Below are 18,146 nucleotides of genomic sequence, written 5' to 3' on the forward strand. Positions count from 1 at the left end.
TCACCGGGTACGCACATCACGCCAGCGATCACTGGCACATAAGCCCTGATCAGGGCCTTACGGCTGAGGAGAGGCCGTCGGCGGAGATTTCCCCGAGGGGTCCAGGACGTCGCCGAGGGATGGTTCGGCCCCGCCGGTCCCAGGGGGGTGTCCTGTCGATCAGGCCTGGCTCGCGGCGTCCGGCACCGACACCCCCCTAGTCGCCCGGCGCCCGCCAGTGCTGGAGGACGACGTCGAACTGCTGCCGGGTGGTCTCCCAGCTCGACTCGGGGGCGGACATGTAGATGGCGTACTCCGTGCCGTCGTCCTCGTAGTACATCAGGTCGATCGCCCGCCGCGGCCCGGGGAAGTCCTTCCGCTCGGTCCAGCTGAACTCCCACAGACACGAGCGGACCTGGTCGCGGTAGGTGGTCTGGTTGAGCTTGATCCGCTTGTAGTCCATCCGCTTCTCCAGGACCCGTTCGAGGTCCAGGGAGTGCATGTACGGGTTCTCGAAGTCGGGGCTCTCGTCGATGCTGATCCGGATCCGGTGGTTGCCGTTGTCCGGGGTGTAGTCGACCTGGTCGCCCTCAGTCTGCCGCTTCCAGCCCTTCGGTACGAGCAGGCTGAAGCCCTTGGGGTCGTCGACGCGCTGCCAGCCGTCCGGGATGTCGTTCCCGGCTCCCTGGGCGGCGGTGGAGGGCGCGGAGCCGGTGGCCGTGGGGCGTCCGGCGTTGCCGTTCCGGTCGCCGCCCGCGTAGTTCATGGCGGCGAAGACGGCGCCGCCGGCGACGAGCCCGGCGAGCACGGCCGCCAGGACGACGGTGCGCCAGCGGCCGCGTCCGGAGGCCGCCGCCGGGACGGCGGACGGCGGCACCCCCGTGGGCGGGGAAGCGGCGGCGGGGTGGTGCGGGCGGGACTCGGGCCCCTGGGCACCGTGCGGCCGCTGGGCCGGGTGGGGTGCTTGAGCACCCTGGAGTCCCTGGGCCGGGTGGGGCCACTGGGCGGTACGGGCGGGTCCGGAGGTGCGGGAGGCACCCGTCGGACCCGTGGCGTCCCGCGCGCCCGCTCCGTCGTCCTCCTCGCTCAGCTCCACCAGGTCGAGACCGAAGGCGGAACCGTCCCCCGAGGGCTCCAGGTCCTCCCTGGCCACCCGCTGGGTCGGCACGTACGCCTGCGCCGCCGCCGGGGTCCGCCCCTCCATCGCGTCGAGCAGCATCCGCCCGGCCTCGTCCGCCCGCGGCCGCTGCTCCGGGTCCTTGCGCAGCAGGGCCACGATGACGGGGGCCAGCGGGCCCGCCTTCTCCGGGTACGGCGGCTCCTCGGCCACCACGGCCTGCATGGTGCTGATCGGGGAGGTGCGGCGGAACGGCGAGCTGCCCTCCACCGCCGTGTACAGCGTGGCGCCGAGGGACCAGAGGTCGGAGGCGGGGCCGGGGTCGCCGCCCCGTACCCGCTCGGGCGCCAGATAGTCGATGGAACCGACGAGTTCACCGGTCCGGGTGATCGTCGCGTCCCCCTCGATCGCCGCGATCCCGAAGTCGGTGATCAGGACGCGCCCGTCGCGCGCCAGCAGGACGTTGCCCGGCTTGACGTCGCGGTGCAGCACGCCGGCGGCGTGCGCGGCACGCAGCGCGCCCAGCACGTGCAGCCCGATCCTGGCCGCCTCGTGGGGATCGATCGCGCCCTTCTCCTTGGCGGCGTCGGCGAGCGACGGACCGTCGACGTACTGCATCACGATCCACGGCCGGTCGTCGTGTTCCAGGACGTCGTGGACGGTCACCACACCCGGGTGCGTGATCCGCGCGGCGGCCCGCGCCTCCTTCTGCGTCCGGGCGTGCAGCACGAGCCGGTCGGCCTCGGCCACGAACCGGCCCGCCGTCAACTCCTTCACCGCCACCACGCGGTGCAGTACCTCGTCATGCGCGCGCCAGACCTTGCCCATGCCGCCGCGCCCGATGGACTCGCCCAGCCGGTAGCGACCGGCGAGCAACAGCCCCGACCCTGTGCTCTGAGAATGTTCCACGTGCCCCCGCCTGTTCCTTCGGATGCCAGGTTACGGAGGGGGGACGGGGTGACGGAACCTCGGGGCGGTCAAAGGAACAGCACTGTGACCGGGGGCCGGTGGCCGATCCGGGCGCTCCCGCCGTCCCTCCCCCGGTTCAGCGGCCCGGCCGGAACGCCTTCGTGGCCTCGTCGAAGATCTCCGAGACCTTGTCGCGCCGGTCCTTCGGGCCGATGACCTGCACGACGTGGTAGCGACCGCCGTCGATCAGGGCGAGATTGCGGACGAACACCTCGCGGCCCGTACTGTCCAGCCACCAGTAACTCCCCGTGGCCGTCGCCGTCCGGCCGATGTCGACCCGGCGCACCTCGTCCACGTCCGCCCAGCTCGACGTCCGCCACGGATCCAGTTCGCGCTCCCTGGAGTTCTGGTACTCCAGCGGATCGGAACCGTTGTCCCGGACGCTGTCCCGGCCGGGGACGACGATCATCGTGAAGTCGCCTCCGGTGTAGCGCACTTGCCCGGCGTCGTTGATCGGACTGCGCCGCCACCCGTTCGGCACTCCGATCCTGAACCCCTCGGCGTCCTGGCGCAGCGTGTACCCGGCGGCGAGCGGCGGAGCCGGGGGATCTCCGGCGGGCGCGGTGGTGCGCGGGGCGGTGGGCCGCCCCGTGGACGGCGGCGCCGTCGTGGGGGGACGGCTCGCGGGCGGGGTGGTACGCGGGGTCTGACCGGCGGTGGGAGTGGCCGGCCCGGCGGGCGTCTCCCCCTCCCCGGGCATGAACAGGACGGCGTACGCGACGACCCCGCCGAGCAGGAGGAAGACCAGGATCAGGAGCGTACGGCCGAGGGCGCGCGGGGAGCCGGGCGGGCGGGAGGTCGAGGGGCGCGCGGCGCGCGGCGCCCTGGCAGCCCGCTGCGGGATCTCGTCGTGGTACGCGTCGTGGAACTCCTCACGGAAGTCCCCCCGCACGTCGGCCCGTACGGGGTCGGGCTCGCGTTCCCGCGGGTGCGGGTCCTCCCGGCGGGCGGGCGGCCGCGGGTCCTTGCCGCGCTTGTGGCGGTGGCGCCCGGCGCCCGCTCCCCCGCGCCGCCGGCGCACCAGCTCGCCGCGCCGGCGCACGATCGGCAGCCGCGCCTCGTCGAAGGACGGCAGCGGCACGACCCCGACGCCGGCGTCCGGCTCGGGAGCCGAGCGCACGAGGGAACGCAGCCAGCCGCGCAGCTCCTCGAAGTCGGGCCGCTCGGTGGGGTCCTGACGCAGCAGGGACTCCACGACCGGGCGCAGCGGCCCGCACTCCTCGGCGAAGGCGGGCGGCTCGGCGCAGACCAGCTGGACGAGCTCGGCGGCGCTGTCCTCCGGGTAGGGGGCGTGCCCCTGCACGGCCCGGTAGAGGAGCGCGCCGAGCGCCCACAGGTCCGTGGCGGGGCCGATGGGCGGGGCCAGGCGCCAGTTCTCGTGCACGGGGCCGGCCTGTTCGGGCGCCCAGCGCTCGGTGACGGCGCCGACGACCGCGATCCGGGTCTGCCGGGCCCGCTCGGCCGCCAGCCGGGTGGTGGGGCCGCGGTCCGCCTGCGCGGGGACGGCGACCGGCACCTCCGCCCGGCTGCCGGCGGGGGCCGGGAGCAGGGCGGGGTCCGGGGTCGCGGCCGTGTAGCCGGCGGGCAGGGCCGGGCGTCCCGAACCGGGCAGCACGGGGCCGCGGCCGGGGCCCGGACCGCCACCGGCCGGGATCGGCGCGGAACTGTCCCGCGAGGCGTGCGGACCGTCGCTCCAACTGCCCTTGAGCATCACGCGCGGCGGTGGGCCGGAGCGCGGTCCGGAGTCGCCGTACGGCTCGTCGCCCTCGTCCTCGTCGTCCTCGTCGTCCGCCACGCGCGCCCACCACTGCGGCTCGGGCGCACCGGCCGCCTGCGCCGTCGGCGCCGGGGGCGGCTCGGGCGGATCCGCCGGCGCGGGGCGCTGGGCGGGGAGCGCCCCGGTCTCGCTGAGCCGGGCGGCGGCGCGGGCACCGGCGCGGTAGGCGGCGATGGCCCCGGCCCGCGCGGCCCGCACGTCCGCGGTGGGCGGCGCGGCCACGGGCCGTGTCTCGGCGGCGGGCCGCTCCGTCGACCGGCCGTAGGGGTCGACCCCGTACGCGCCGGGGGCGGTTCCGTAGGGGGAGCCGGTGCCGTCGGTGGTGTCGGCATCGCGGTCGGCGTCGGGGTCGGGGTCGGCGCCGGCGCCGGCGTCGGCGTCGGGACCGAATCCGGATTCGTCGTCGGTGTCGGTGTTCGGGGCGACGCCGGAATCCGGGGCGGCGTCAGTGTCGTAACCGGTTCCGTAGCCGGTCTCGTAACCGGTTCCGTAGTCGGGTCCGTAGTCGGGTCCGTAGTCGGTCTCGTACGGGCCGGGTCCCTCGGTGGAGGGCTCGGCACCGTAGCCGTAGCCGTACTCCGGCGCCGTCCCCGCGACCGGCTCCTCTTCCGAGTCCGGATCCGGGTCCGGGGCCGGGTCCGTCCCGTACGGGACCAGCGCGTCGGCGTAGGCGCCCTCGTGGACGGCCTCGTGGGCCTCCTCGTAGACCTCCACCTCGTACAGGTCGGAGCCGTACTCCCCGGACCCGTACTCCCCGGACCCGTCCCGCTCCGAGCCGTACCCCTCGGGGTCGTACTCCTCCGCGTCGTACTCCTCCGCGTCGTACTCCTCCGCCCCGTACTCCTCCACCGGCGCCGACCACGCCGGTGCGGGCGACTCCGGCTCCGGTACCGGCGCGTACCCGCAGAGGGCCTCCTCCGCGGCGCCCACCGCGAGGCCGGTGAGGACCACCCGGCCGTCGTCGCAGACGAGTACGGTCCGGGCGGTGATGTTCCGGTGCACCCAGCCGTGGGCGTGGAGCGCGCGCAGGGCGGTGAGGACGTCGGCGCCGATCTCGGCCGCCCGGTACGGGTTGAGCGGCCCTTCGGCGAGGAGGGCGGCCAGCGGCCGGGCGGCGACGCGTTCGCTCACTATCCACAGCGAACCGGCCTCGGCGAAGACGTCGAAGACCTGGTCGAGGAGGGGATGGTCGGGGATCTGCGCGGCGGCCTGGGCAGCCTCGATGGCCCGGCGCACGACGGGCTCGGCCGGGCGCCGGGTCGCCCGCCCGGCGCTGCCGTACGGACCTGCGTGGCCGTCCTCCCCGTCGAGCACCTCGGCGTCGACGAACTCCGGCAGGGGCACCTGGCGGACCAGGACCTCCTGCCCGCTGTACGTGTCGAAGGCGCGCGTCTCCGCCAGGTCGTACGCGTCGGCGTCCGCCGGCGGCAGTGGCAGGCGGTAGCGGTCCGCCAGCACCCTTCCCGCGTAGTCGTCCACGACGCCTCCCCACGCGCGCACGCTGTCCCCCGTGGACCCGCGGACCCCCGTGATCGGGCGGGGTCACACGAGTCCGACAATTCCGGTCCGGCACCGTGCAGTTATCGGCTCTGTTCGACTGTGTACGGTCCTCGAACCCTCACGATACGGGGCGCCGGTCAGTCCTTGGGGCTGAACGTGGCGAACGCCGTCTCGCGCAGCGTCCTGCACTCCGCGCCGTTCCACTCGTCCGCCTCGCAGCTGATCATGATGGAGTAGCCGCGCTTGGCGTCCACCTTGAAGCCGCGGTTGAGCACGTGGACGCGCTTGCCCTGCTGGACGCGCTCGAACTCCCAGTCGGCGACGGTCGGGTAGCCCTTGTACGAGACCGTCCTGATGCCGAAGTGCCGGTAGCCCTTGCTGGTGGCGGCGACGCCTATCCTGCCCAGCTCCCAGGCGGCCGCCGCGTCGTCCTTCGGGCTGGCGTTGAAGTCGACCTGGACGCGCGGGAAGCCGCCGCTCTCGCTGAATATCCCGCCTCCGCTGTAGCCCGGGATCGAGCGCACCTTGAAGGTCGAGGGCATCGCCATGGAGAAGTGGAAGCGGTCGTTGGTGACGAGGGTGTATCCGGCGGGCAGCTGGGCGCCCGTGCCGCCGCCGGGCTTGCCGGACGGCGTGACGCCGCTGCCGTTCGACCCTTCGGTGGTGCCGGTGGTGCCCGTGCCTCCGGCGCCCGTGGTCCCGTTGGTGCCGGTGTCACCGGGCTGTGCGCCGCCCTGCTGGCCGGGGCCGCCGGGCGTCTGCCCCTTGCCCCCGTCGGAGCCGCCGGAACCGCTGGAGCCGTCGCCGCCGGCCGTGGCGCCTGCCGAGGCCGTGGTGCCCCCGTTGTCCTTGCCCTGGTTGCCCTCGTCGCCACCGCCGAGGGAGACCGCGAGGATCGTCCCGAGCAGGGCGAGGACGGCGACCGCCGCGATGATCACGAGCGTGCGGCGCGGTACGACATCGGTCAGCGACGCGCGGGCCGGAGTCGGCCTGCCGCCGCCGTGCGCCGGCGCGGTGCTCGCGCCCGCCGTCGCGGCCGTCCGGGAGCGCGTCGGCTTCGGGTCGGCCTTCACGGAGGCCGCCGCGTTGCGTACGGACTTCAGGGCGCCCCGCATGCGGTCGGCCGTCGCGTCGGGCGCCTTGTCGGCCGGCGGGGCCTCGGGCACCCGCTCGGGACGCGGCGGCAGCGGTACGACCCTGGTGACCTCGGGGGAGACCGGGGGCGCCGCCTCGGGCGCGTCGAGCACGGCGAGGAGCAGGACGCGGGCGCGGGCGTCGTCGAGCCGCTGGGCCGGGTCCTTGGCGAGGAGGCCGTAGATGACCTTCTCCAGCTCGGGTCCGGAGTTCTTCGGCGGGTCGACCGGCTCGGTCATCACCGCCGTGAGGGTGGCGATGGCGGAACCCTTGTCGTACGGCGGGCTGCCCTCGACCGCCGCGTACAGCAGTCCGCCGAGCGACCACATGTCGGCTGCGGGGCCGGGCTTGTGTCCGCGGGCGCGCTCCGGGGAGATGTACGAGGGGGCGCCGACGAGCATGCCGGTGGAGGTGATGGAGGGGTCGCCCTCCACCTGGGCGATGCCGAAGTCGGTGAGGACGACCCGGCCGTCCTCGGCGATCAGCACGTTGGACGGCTTCACGTCGCGGTGCAGGATGCCCTCGCGGTGCGCCGAACGCAGCACGTCGAGGATGGCGAGGCCGACCTCGGCGGCGCGCCGGGGCGTCAGCGTCCCGTCCTCGCGCACGGCGTCGGCGAGGGACTTGCCCTCGATGAGCTCCATGACGATCCAGGGACGGTCGTCCTCGTCGACGACGTCGTACACGGTCACGGCGCCGTTGTTGCGGATCCGGGCGATGGCCTTCGCCTCGCGCAGGGTCCGGGTGATGAGGCGCCGCTTCTCGTCCTCGTCGATGCTGGTGGGGAAGCGGAGTTCCTTGACGGCGACGGTACGGCCGAGGGTCTCGTCGACCGCGCGCCATACGGTGCCCATGCCGCCGCGGCCGAGGATCGCGCCGAGCCGGTAGCGCCCCGCGAGGAGGCGGCCTTCGTTGACCGGGGCCTTGCGCCCCCGGTCGCCGCCGGTGCCGCGCGCGCCGCTCGCCGTCGGCCGGCGGTCGCTCTCGCCGTCGCCGTCGCCCGCGCCGAATCCGGCCCGCCCGGTCGACGGCTCGGTCCCGCGCAGCCGCCCGGCGGCGGAGGCGTCCTGAACGTCCTTCACCGCCCGGGGATCCCGCGCGTCCTGAGCGTCCTTCACGTTCCGGTCACCCCCGGTGTCCCGGGGGTCCGCCGCACCCGCGGCGTCGCCGGGGCTCACGGGCGCCACCCGATCCACCGGTTCCGCCGAGCCCTGTGCCCCCTGCACATCACTCGCGTCCCCCGTGTCCCTGCCGTCACCCGCAGCGCCCGAACCCTGCTTGACCTGCGTGTTCTCCGCGTCCCGCGCCGGCTTGCGCGCGGCCGGGATCGCCCCTCCGTCGCCGTCGGCCGAGGCCCCCGCGGCGGCGTCCCGCCTGGGGTCCTTCGCCGTGTCCCGCGACTGCTCCGCCTCCGACATGCGTCCCCTCTGCGATCCCTGATCTTCGCCGCGTCTGACGCTTCCCGCGCGATGCGGTAACCCGCCCTGGAAGAGAGGCCATTGTCCCTCACCTCGGGACGGGTGGCGCCCCCGGGTCCGTACTCCGGGATGACGACGCCCCCGCACACCCCCCAGGTTCCCACCCGACGCGTGCGGCGCCGCCGTCCTGTCAGATCGGCACGATGTCCGGCGCCCCGAGCCGGGCGGCGTCCGCCGTCAGGTCGTCGGGCTGCCGCTGCGACTCCCGTTCCGCCTCGACCCGCTTGTCGTAGTGCTCGACCTCCTTCTCGATCTGGAGCTCGTCCCAGCCGAGGACCGGCGCCATCAGCTCCGCGCACTCGCGGGCGCTGAGCGTTCCCCGGTCGAAGGTCTCGATGGAGATCCTGGTCCGCCGGGTGAGGACGTCGTCGAGGTGGCGGGCGCCCTCGTGGGAGGCGGCGTAGACGATTTCGGCGCGCAGGTAGTCGTCGGCGGCCGCGAGCGGCCGGCCGAGTGCGGGGTCCTCGGCGATGAGGTCGAGGATCTGCTCCGTCAGGGAGCCGTACCGGTTGAGGAGATGCTCGACGCGGACGACGTGGAGGCCGGTCCGCGCGGCGATCCTCGCCCGCGCGTTCCACAGGGCCCGGTAGCCTTCGGCGCCGAGGAGCGGGGTGTCCTCGGTGACGCAGGGGGCGACGCGCTGGTCGAGGCCGTGCACCGCCTCGTCGACGGCGTCCTTGGCCATGACGCGGTACGTCGTGTACTTGCCGCCGGCCACCACGACCAGGCCCGGGACCGGGTGGGCGACGGTGTGTTCGCGCGAGAGCTTGCTCGTGGCGTCCGACTCGCCGGCGAGCAGGGGGCGCAGGCCCGCGTAGACCCCCTCGACGTCGTCGCGGGTGAGCGGGGTGGCGAGCACGGTGTTCACGTGCTCCAGGAGGTAGTCGATGTCGGCGCTGGACGCGGCCGGGTGGGCCTTGTCGAGGTCCCACTCGGTGTCGGTGGTGCCGACGATCCAGTGCCGGCCCCAGGGGATCACGAAGAGCACGGACTTCTCGGTGCGCAGGATGAGCCCGGTGGAGGAGTGGATGCGGTCCTTGGGGACGACGAGGTGGATGCCCTTGGAGGCGCGGACGTGGAACTGGCCGCGCTCGCCGATGAGGGCCTGGGTGTCGTCGGTCCACACCCCGGTGGCGTTGACGATCTGCCTGGCCCGGATCTCGTACGCCACCCCGGCCTCGACGTCCTGGACGCGGGCCCCGACGACCCGCTCGCCCTCGCGCAGGAAGCCGATGACGCGGGCCCGGCTCGCGGCCAGGGCGCCGTAGGACGCGGCCGTGCGCACGAGGGTCGTGACGAAGCGGGCGTCGTCCATCTGGGCGTCGTAGTACTGCATGGCGCCGACGAGGGCGTCCTTCTTGAGGCAGGGGGCGACGCGCAGGGCGCCCCGCCGGGAGAGGTGCCGGTGGACGGGGAGGCCTCGGCCGTGGCCCGAGGAGAACGACATCGCGTCGTACAGCGCGACGCCGGAGCCCGCGTAGAACCGCTCCCAGCCCTTGTGCCGCAGCGGGTAGAGGAAGGGGACCGGCTTCACCAGGTGGGGTGCGAGCCGCTCCAGGAGGAGTCCGCGCTCCTTGAGCGCCTCCCTGACCAGGGCGAAGTCCAGCATCTCCAGGTAGCGCAGGCCGCCGTGGATGAGCTTGCTGGACCGGCTGGAGGTGCCGGACGCCCAGTCGCGGGCCTCGACGAGGCCGGTGGAGAGCCCTCTCGTGACGGCGTCGAGGGCCGTCCCGGCGCCGACCACTCCGGCGCCGACGACCAGCACGTCGAGTTCTCGCTCGGCCATGGCCGCGAGCGCTTCGACGCGCTCGGCGGGTCCCAGTGTCGCTGTCCTCACGGCTGTCGCCTCCCGTCGTCCCCCGTCGTACTCCGGTCGTTCCAGCACGCGAACCGGGCCACGCGGTCCGGCTCACAGCTCGATTCTGTCCCTCCCGGGCGACTTCAGCCACCGCCTCGCCACCGACCTGTGGATAACACTCGGCGACCTGCGGCTACGCAATGCCACATATCGGTCATATTTACGCCTAGTCTGACATTGCGCTCGACCCGTTCTGTCCACCGGGCTTGTGCGTCGAGTCCCCTCCGGCTACTGGGAAGGACGGCCCACCCCATGCCCGCTGATCTCGCCGTCATCGGCCTCGGCCACCACGGACTCCCCCTGGCCCAGGCCGCCACCGCCGCGGGCATCGACACCATCGGCTACGACACCGACCCACGCCCCGCCGCCGAACTCACCGCCGGCCGGTCCCCGGTCGACGGCTCCCTCACCGTCCCGGAGATCCGCCGGATGCTCTCGGGGGGCTTCCGGCCCACCGCCGACCCCGCCGAGCTCGGCCGGGTCCGCACCGCCGTCCTGTGCGCCCCGACCCCCCTCGGCCCGGACCGCGCCCTCGACCTCACCGCCGTCACCGACGCGGCCCGCGTGCTCGCCGCCCGGCTGCGCCCGCACACCACCGTCCTCCTGGAGTCCCCGGTCCCGCCGGGCACCACCGAGGGCCTGCTCCGCGAGGTCCTCGAAACGGGCTCCGGCCTCCGCGCCGGACGCGACTTCCATCTCGCGTACTCCCCCGGCCGGCTCGACCCCGGCAGCCGTACCCACGGCTTCGCCGGCACCCCCAAGGTCATCGGCGGCCTCACCCCGGCCTGCACCGAATCGGCGGCCGCCTTCTACGGCCGGCTCACCGACAAGGTGGTACGCGCGCGTGGCCCCCGCGAGGCGGAGACGGTCAAGCTCCTGGAGACCAACTTCCGCCACGTCAACATCGCCCTCGTCAACGAGATGGCGGTCCTCTGCCACGAACTCGGCGTCGACCTGTGGGACGTCATCCGCTGCGCCGAGACCAAGCCCTTCGGCTTCCAGGCCTTCCGCCCCGGCCCGGGGGTCGGCGGTCACGGCGCCCCCGTCGACACCGTCGGCGCCCACCGCCCGCTGCGCCTCGTGGAACTCGCCGGCCAGGTCAACGAACGCATGCCGGGGTACGTCGTCCAGCGCGCCGCCACCCTCCTCAACGAGCACGGCAAGTCGGCCCGCGGCGCCCGGATCCTGCTGCTCGGGATCACGTACAAGCCCGACCTCCCCGACCGCCAGGGGTCCCCCGCCGACGAGATCGCCCGCCGCCTCATGGACCTCGGCGCGGCCGTCAGCTACCACGACCCGCACGTCCCGGACTGGCGCGTCCGCGAGCTCCCCGTCCCCCGCGCGGACTCCCTCTACGAGGCCGCCGCCCACGCCGACCTCACCGTCCTGCTCCAGCACCACCGCACGTACGACCTCCAGGGCCTCGCGGTGAAGGCACAGCTCCTCCTCGACACCCGGGGCGCCACCCCGACCGGCACCGCCCACCGGCTCTGAGCCGCACGGCCACCGGCCGAAACCCCCTGTTCCGCTGTCACACCCGACTGCTAGCCTCCGGGCTTCTCGCACGCACATCCGTGCGACTACGTCCCTGGGGGATCCACAGCATGAGCCAGCCCGTTCCGCCGCCCGGCAACCCGTTCGCCGACGGCGCCGCGCCCCAGCCCTACCCGGTCGCGCCGCCGCCCGCCCCCGCCCGTGACAACGTGGCGCTCGGTCTGGTCGCCGCCCTGGTCGCGGCGCTCGTCACCGCCGGTGTGTACGGCGCCCTGATCGGCGGCATCGAGCGCGAGATCGGCTGGGCCGCCGTCGGCGTCGGCTTCCTCGTGGGCCTCGCCGCAGGCAAGGTCGGCGGCCGCAACCCCGTCCTGCCGGTCGCCAGTGCGGTGCTGACCCTGGGGGCCATCTACCTCGGCCAGCTCGTGGGCATCGCGATCCTCGTCGCGAAGCAGCTGGACGCCTCCGCCCTGGACCTCTTCCTGGAGGAGTTCGGCCTGATCACCGACGCCTGGAGCGAGAACAAGGACGCCCTGACCTTCCTCTTCTTCGGTCTCGGCGCCTTCGCCGCCTTCTCCGGCGCCAGGAAGGCCTCCGCGTAGCCGGACCGTACGTACGCCGAGGGGCCCCGCACCACCCGGTGCGGGGCCCCTCGGCGTACGTACGGAGGATCAGCGCTTGTGCTGGGAGTCCGCGACCGTGACCTCGACGCGCTGGAACTCCTTGAGCTCGCTGTAGCCCGTGGTGGCCATCGCGCGGCGCAGGGCGCCGAAGAAGTTCATCGAGCCGTCCGGGATGTGCGACGGACCCGCGAGGATCTCCTCGATGGTGCCGACGATGCCCAGGTCGACCAGCTTGCCGCGCGGCACGTCCTCGTGAACGGCCTCCATGCCCCAGTGGTGGCCCTTGCCGGGCGCGTCCGTGGCACGGGCCAGCGGGGAGCCGATCATGACCGAGTCGGCGCCGCAGGCGATCGCCTTCGGCAGGTCGCCGGACCAGCCGACACCGCCATCGGCGATGACGTGCACGTACCGGCCGCCGGACTCGTCCATGTAGTCGCGGCGGGCCGCGGCCACGTCGGCGACGGCGGTCGCCATCGGGACCTGGATACCCAGCACGTTGCGCGTGGTGTGCGCCGCGCCGCCGCCGAAGCCGACGAGGACGCCCGCCGCGCCGGTGCGCATCAGGTGGAGCGCCGCGGTGTACGTGGCGCAGCCGCCGACGATGACCGGGACGTCCAGCTCGTAGATGAACTGCTTCAGGTTCAGCGGCTCGAACGCGCCGGAGACGTGCTCGGCGGAGACCGTCGTGCCGCGGATGACGAAGATGTCCACACCGGCGTCGACGACGGCCTTGGAGAACTGCGCGGTGCGCTGCGGTGAGAGCGCGGCGGCGGTGACGACACCGGAGTCGCGCACCTCCTTGATGCGCTGCCCGATCAGCTCTTCCTTGATCGGGGCGGCGTAGATCTCCTGCAGACGCCGGGTCGCGGTCGCCTCGTCCAGCTCGGCGATCTCGTCCAGCAGCGGCTGCGGGTCCTCGTACCGGGTCCAGAGACCTTCGAGGTTCAGGACGCCCAGGCCGCCCAGCTCGCCGATGCGGATGGCGGTCTGCGGTGAGACGACCGAGTCCATGGGAGCGGCCAGGAACGGCAGCTCAAAACGGTAGGCGTCGATCTGCCAGGCGATCGAGACCTCCTTCGGGTCCCGGGTGCGCCGGCTCGGGACGACGGCGATGTCGTCGAACGCGTACGCCCTGCGGCCGCGCTTGCCGCGCCCGATCTCGATCTCAGTCACGATGTGTGGCCTTTCCCTCTACGTCTGCGCCTACCAGTATCCCCGACACAAGCGTGGGGGGCGGCTCCGGCCACATGCCGGAACCGCCCCCACGCGTCGCGCTGTGTTACTTCCTGCTGTAGTTCGGCGCCTCGACCGTCATCTGGATGTCGTGCGGGTGGCTCTCCTTGAGGCCCGCGGAGGTGATCCGGACGAACCGGCCCTTCGACTCCATCTCGTCGATGGTGGCCGCGCCCACGTAGCCCATCGTCTGGCGCAGGCCGCCGACGAGCTGGTGCAGCACGTTGGCCAGGGGGCCGCGGTAGGGCACCTGGCCCTCGATGCCCTCGGGCACGAGCTTGTCGTCCGATGCCACCTCGGCCTGGAAGTAGCGGTCCTTGGAGTAGGACCGGCCCTGGCCGCGGGACTGCATCGCGCCGAGCGAGCCCATGCCGCGGTACGACTTGAACTGCTTGCCGTTGATGAACTGCAGCTCGCCCGGGGACTCCTCGCACCCGGCGAGCAGGCTGCCCAGCATCACGGTGTCGGCGCCGGCGGCGAGCGCCTTGCCGATGTCGCCGGAGTACTGCAGACCGCCGTCGCCGATGACCGGGACGCCGGCCGCGCGGGCGGCGAGCGCCGCCTCGTAGATGGCGGTGACCTGCGGGACGCCGATGCCGGCGACCACACGGGTGGTGCAGATGGAGCCGGGGCCGACGCCGACCTTGACGCCGTCGACACCGGCGTCGATCAGGGCCTGCGCGCCGTCACGCGTCGCGACGTTGCCGCCGATGACGTCGACGCCGACACTGGACTTGATCTTCGCCATCCAGTTCAGGGCGTTGCTGTTGTGCCCGTGGGACGTGTCGACGATGAGGAAGTCCACGCCCGCCTCGGCCAGGCCCTGGGCGCGCTCCAGCGCCTCCGGGCTGGCGCCGACGGCCGCGCCGACGAGCAGCCGGCCTTCCTTGTCCTTGGCGGCGTGCGGGTACTTCTCGGCCTTGACGAAGTCCTTGACCGTGATGAGGCCCTTGAGGATGCCCGCCTCGTCGACCAGCGGCAGCTTCTCGATCTTGTGGCGGCGGAGCAGCTCCATCGCGTCCACGCCGGAGATGCCGACCTTGCCGGTGACCAGCGGCATCGGGGTCATGACCTCGCGCACCTGGCGGCTGCGGTCCGACTCGAAGGCCATGTCGCGGTTGGTGACGATGCCGAGGAGCCGGCCGCCCTGGTCGGTGACCGGGACGCCGCTGATGCGGAACTTGGCGCAGAGCGCGTCGGCCTCCGCGAGCGTCGCGTCCGGGTGGACGGTGATCGGGTCGGTCACCATGCCGGACTCGGAGCGCTTCACGAGGTCGACCTGGTTGACCTGGTCCTCGATCGACAGGTTGCGGTGCAGCACGCCCACGCCACCCTGCCGCGCCATGGCGATGGCCATGCGGGACTCGGTGACCTTGTCCATCGCCGCCGAGAGCAGCGGGATGTTCACGCGGACGTTGCGGGAGATGCGGGACGAGGTGTCGACCGCGTTCGGGAGGACCTCGGACGCGCCCGGCAGGAGCAGCACGTCGTCGTAGGTCAGCCCGAGTGTCGCGAATTTCTCGGGCACTCCGTCGACGTTGGCAGTCATGACACCTTCCCAAATGGCCTTGATCGGTGCGGGATGTCCATGCTAACGGGCTGGAGCGGTGTCTCATTCCACGATCAAGATCAGCGGAAAGCTTTGGACGTTCCCACGTGTACGAAAGGGACGACAAGCCCCGGTGAGACTTACTGCTCGGCCAGTGCCCTGAGCCGACTGAGCGCGCGGTGCTGCGCGACCCGGACGGCGCCGGGGGACATGCCGAGCATCTGTCCGGTCTCCTCGGCGGTCAGTCCGACCGCGACGCGGAGCACGAGCAGTTCGCGCTGGTTCTCCGGGAGGTTGGCAAGCAGCTTCTTGGCCCACTCGGCGTCGTCGCTGAGGAGCGCGCGCTCCTCGGGGCCGAGGGAGTCGTCGGGCCGCTCGGGCATCTCGTCGGAGGGCACGGCCGTGGATCCCGGGTGCCGCATGGCGGCCCGCTGGAGGTCGGCGACCTTGTGTCCGGCGATGGCGAAGACGAAGGCCTCGAAGGGCCTGCCGGTGTCCTTGTAGCGCGGCAGCGCCATCAGGACGGCGACGCAGACCTCCTGGGCCAGGTCCTCGACGAAGTGCCGGGCGTCGCCCGGGAGCCGGTTGAGGCGGGTGCGGCAGTACCGCAGGGCGAGCGGGTGGACCCGCGCGAGCAGGTCGTGGGTGGCCTGGGCGTCGCCCTCGACCGCGCGGTGGACGAGCGCGCCGATCTCCCCCTGCCCGGCAGGCATGGGGGACCCCGCGGTCTCGTCGTCGCGCATCGCTCCATGGTGCCCCGACGCTTCCGCGTTCGTGGCACCGCGTCCGTAGTTGTGCACCGAAGCGTTATGAGCAGGTGCGCCGGAACTCATCTCCCGCGCCCTCCCCTCCCGCTCGATCGACTCGTCCCCGAGGAACTCCACACCTCAAGGATGCGTCATCCGGCGGGGAAGTGACACAAGCCCACCCCGTCCACCCCACGACGGACGTGGGTGAGGACGGGGATATGGCGGGTGACCTGCGATTCAGCGGACCAGGCCCCAGCGGAACCCGAGGGCGACGGCGTGCGCCCGGTCGGAGGCGCCCAGCTTCTTGAAGAGCCGCCGGGCGTGGGTCTTGACCGTGTCCTCGGAGAGGAAGAGCTCGCGCCCGATCTCCGCGTTGGACCGGCCGTGGCTCATGCCTTCGAGGACCTGGATCTCGCGCGCGGTGAGGGTGGGCGCGGCGCCCATCTCGGCCGAACGGAGCCGGCGCGGGGCGAGCCGCCAGGTCGGGTCGGCCAGCGCCTGGGTGACGGTGGCCCGCAGCTCGGCGCGCGAGGCGTCCTTGTGCAGATAGCCGCGGGCGCCGGCGGCGACCGCGAGGGCGACGCCGTCGAGGTCCTCGGCGACCGTGAGCATGATGATGCGGGCGCCGGGGTCCGCGGAGAGCAGCCGGCGGACGGTCTCCACGCCGCCCAGACCGGGCATGCGCACGTCCATCAGAATCAGGTCCGAGCGGTCCGCGCCCCAGCGGCGGAGGACTTCCTCGCCGTTGGCCGCGGTGGTCACGCGCTCGACACCGGGCACGGTCGCGACCGCGCGGCGGAGCGCCTCTCGGGCAAGCGGGGAGTCGTCGCAGACGAGGACGGATGTCATGCCTGACCTCCGCGGCTCTCGCAGCTGTAGCGCGTCACCTTGAGCCTCCAGGGCTGTACGTAATCGTCACCTGTGCGATTGACGCTCTCGGACACCTGCCCGATCGCTTGTTCCTTCAACCGCCACCGCACTCTCAACGATGGTCACTCGAAAGAGTTACGGGTCGGACGGCAGGCTTCGGCACTCTACGTGAGGGGTCGTGCGCGGAGGAGAGCGACGCGCGCCTTCTGCCCATCGGCGAAAGCTATGCCCCATTTAGCGGCTTTTCTTCCCTTTTCGCAGTGTCTGTGGCTAGATTCGCAATGAGTCATATTTACATCTACTTAGACAGTAGGTGTACCGACCCCAGATCTGTCGGAGCCCGAGGAGCCCCGGCCATCAGCCATCCACCCGCCCACCTATCCGTTCGACACGGTTTCAAGGGGACAAGCGCAATGGCAGATTTCTCCCGCCTTCCCGGACCCAACGCCGATCTGTGGGACTGGCAACTGCTCGCGGCCTGCCGCGGCGTCGACAGCTCCCTGTTCTTCCACCCCGAGGGAGAGCGCGGCGCGGCACGGAGTGCGCGTGAGAACTCGGCGAAAGAGGTCTGCATGCGGTGCCCCGTGCGCGCGGAGTGCGCGGCACACGCACTCGCCGTGCGGGAGCCCTACGGCGTATGGGGCGGCCTCACCGAGGACGAACGCGAAGAGCTCATGGGACGCGCGCGCAATCGCCTGATCACCGCGGCGCCGACGGCCGCGTCGGGCGCGTCCGGGGCATCCGTGACATCGATGACGACATCGGCGTCGGCAGCGGGCCGACCGATTGTGGAGCGCATGTGAAGGAACGTTTCCTCAACTAGTACCGCCCGACCAGCACCGCGCAGCACCAGGAACCAGTACCGAGCCGGAACCGCGCCCACGCGCGCGTCGCGCGACCGCGTCTACGCGCGCGTGGCGGCGCGGGTCAGCTCGTCGAGGGTGGCGGCGACCGCCGGGACCAGCGCCAGGTCGGGCAGTGTCAGCGCCACGATCTCCCGCTCCACCGCCGGCTCCACGGTCACGGTCCGCGCCCCCTTCGGCCGTACGGACTCGATGGCCAGCTCCGGCAGGACGGCCACGCCGAGCCCCGCGCCCACCAGGCCCACCACGGCCGGGTAGTCGTCGGTGGCGAAGTCGATACGGGGGGTGAAGCCCGCCTCCTCGCAGACGTCCACGAGCTGCCGGCGGCAGCGCGGGCAGCCCGCGATCCAGGACTCCTCCGCGAGTTCGGCGATGCCCACCGATCCGGCCCCGGCGAGCCGGTGCCCCTCGGGGACCAGACCCACCAGCCGGTCGGCGAGGATCGGCCGGACCACCAGGTCGTCCCACTCGGCCCGCCCCGCCCCGTACCGGAAGGCGAGGGCCACGTCGCAGTCGCCCTCGCGGAGCATCTCGATCGAGCGCGGCGGTTCGGCCTCGACGAGCGAGACGCGGGTGCCGGGGTGCGCGGCCCGCAGCGCGGCGAGCGCGGTGGGGACGAGCGTGGAGCTGCCGCTCGGGAAGGACACCAGACGGACCCGGCCCGCCCGGAGCCCGGCGATGGCGGCGACTTCCTCCTCGGCGGCGGTGAGCCCGGCGAGGATGCCGGAGGCGTGGCGGACCAGGACCTCACCGGCCTGGGTGAGGCGCATCTCGCGGCCCGTGCGGATCAGCAGCGGCGTGCCGGCGGAGGCTTCGAGGGCCTTCATCTGCTGGCTGACGGCGGGCTGGGTGCAGCCGAGTTCGCGCGCGGCGGCCGAGAAGGAGCCGGTGGCGGCGACGGCGCGCAGGACGCGGAGATGGCGTGCCTCGATCATGCGTCTCAGCATAAGCGA

General features: G+C 73.1%; 12 protein-coding genes. 3 read left to right on the forward strand and 9 right to left on the reverse strand.

Annotated features, from left to right (window positions below):
* Positions 1-196: 196 nt before the first annotated feature.
* The 4 genes from ACRRSS_RS31775 to ACRRSS_RS31790 all read right to left on the reverse strand — a co-directional run bounded on the left by ACRRSS_RS31775 (position 197) and on the right by ACRRSS_RS31790 (position 9,791).
* A complete protein-coding gene (locus ACRRSS_RS31775) occupies positions 197-2,005 on the reverse strand; it encodes a protein kinase domain-containing protein (RefSeq protein WP_435974486.1) in 1,809 nt (602 codons plus the stop codon).
* Positions 2,006-2,141: 136 nt separating this feature from the next.
* Positions 2,142-5,321, reverse strand: a complete 3,180-nt coding sequence (locus tag ACRRSS_RS31780) for a protein kinase (protein WP_435975474.1) — start codon at positions 5,319-5,321, stop codon at positions 2,142-2,144.
* 158 nt (positions 5,322-5,479) lie between these two features.
* Positions 5,480-7,894 carry a serine/threonine-protein kinase gene (locus tag ACRRSS_RS31785; RefSeq protein ID WP_435974487.1) on the reverse strand — a complete coding sequence of 805 codons (2,415 nt, stop codon included), beginning with the start codon at positions 7,892-7,894 and terminating at the stop codon, positions 5,480-5,482.
* 190 nt (positions 7,895-8,084) lie between these two features.
* On the reverse strand, positions 8,085-9,791 hold the full coding sequence (locus ACRRSS_RS31790) for a glycerol-3-phosphate dehydrogenase/oxidase (protein WP_435974488.1): 1,707 nt from the start codon (positions 9,789-9,791) through the stop codon (positions 8,085-8,087).
* A gap of 273 nt (positions 9,792-10,064) precedes the next feature.
* On the opposite strand from ACRRSS_RS31790, the gene ACRRSS_RS31795 reads away from it, so the two are divergent.
* Together ACRRSS_RS31795 and ACRRSS_RS31800 are read left to right on the forward strand one after the other, a co-directional pair.
* Positions 10,065-11,306 carry a nucleotide sugar dehydrogenase gene (locus tag ACRRSS_RS31795; RefSeq protein ID WP_435974489.1) on the forward strand — a complete coding sequence of 414 codons (1,242 nt, stop codon included), beginning with the start codon at positions 10,065-10,067 and terminating at the stop codon, positions 11,304-11,306.
* 110 nt (positions 11,307-11,416) lie between these two features.
* Positions 11,417-11,908: a hypothetical protein gene (locus ACRRSS_RS31800; RefSeq protein ID WP_435974490.1), complete on the forward strand. Its 492-nt coding sequence runs from the start codon at positions 11,417-11,419 to the stop codon at positions 11,906-11,908.
* A gap of 69 nt (positions 11,909-11,977) precedes the next feature.
* Here ACRRSS_RS31800 and ACRRSS_RS31805 read toward each other — a convergent pair whose 3' ends face one another.
* The 4 genes from ACRRSS_RS31805 to ACRRSS_RS31820 all read right to left on the reverse strand — a co-directional run bounded on the left by ACRRSS_RS31805 (position 11,978) and on the right by ACRRSS_RS31820 (position 16,309).
* On the reverse strand, positions 11,978-13,102 hold the full coding sequence (locus tag ACRRSS_RS31805) for a GuaB3 family IMP dehydrogenase-related protein (RefSeq protein ID WP_435974491.1): 1,125 nt from the start codon (positions 13,100-13,102) through the stop codon (positions 11,978-11,980).
* 106 nt (positions 13,103-13,208) lie between these two features.
* Positions 13,209-14,711, reverse strand: coding sequence for an IMP dehydrogenase (gene guaB, locus ACRRSS_RS31810; RefSeq protein ID WP_435974492.1), 1,503 nt, complete (start codon positions 14,709-14,711; stop codon positions 13,209-13,211).
* A 140-nt stretch (positions 14,712-14,851) separates the two neighbouring features.
* Positions 14,852-15,454, reverse strand: coding sequence for a sigma-70 family RNA polymerase sigma factor (locus tag ACRRSS_RS31815; RefSeq protein ID WP_435974493.1), 603 nt, complete (start codon positions 15,452-15,454; stop codon positions 14,852-14,854).
* A 243-nt stretch (positions 15,455-15,697) separates the two neighbouring features.
* On the reverse strand, positions 15,698-16,309 hold the full coding sequence (locus ACRRSS_RS31820) for a response regulator transcription factor (protein WP_003948568.1): 612 nt from the start codon (positions 16,307-16,309) through the stop codon (positions 15,698-15,700).
* A gap of 434 nt (positions 16,310-16,743) precedes the next feature.
* On the opposite strand from ACRRSS_RS31820, the gene ACRRSS_RS31825 reads away from it, so the two are divergent.
* Positions 16,744-17,133, forward strand: a complete 390-nt coding sequence (locus ACRRSS_RS31825) for a WhiB family transcriptional regulator (protein WP_435974494.1) — start codon at positions 16,744-16,746, stop codon at positions 17,131-17,133.
* Positions 17,134-17,234: 101 nt separating this feature from the next.
* Here the strand turns inward: ACRRSS_RS31825 and ACRRSS_RS31830 are convergent, their stop codons facing one another.
* Positions 17,235-18,128, reverse strand: coding sequence for a LysR family transcriptional regulator (locus tag ACRRSS_RS31830; protein ID WP_435974495.1), 894 nt, complete (start codon positions 18,126-18,128; stop codon positions 17,235-17,237).
* Between the last annotated feature and the right edge of the window lie 18 nt (positions 18,129-18,146).

The organism is Streptomyces sp. Qhu_M48, from assembly GCF_051305195.1.
Taxonomy (GTDB): domain Bacteria; phylum Actinomycetota; class Actinomycetes; order Streptomycetales; family Streptomycetaceae; genus Streptomyces.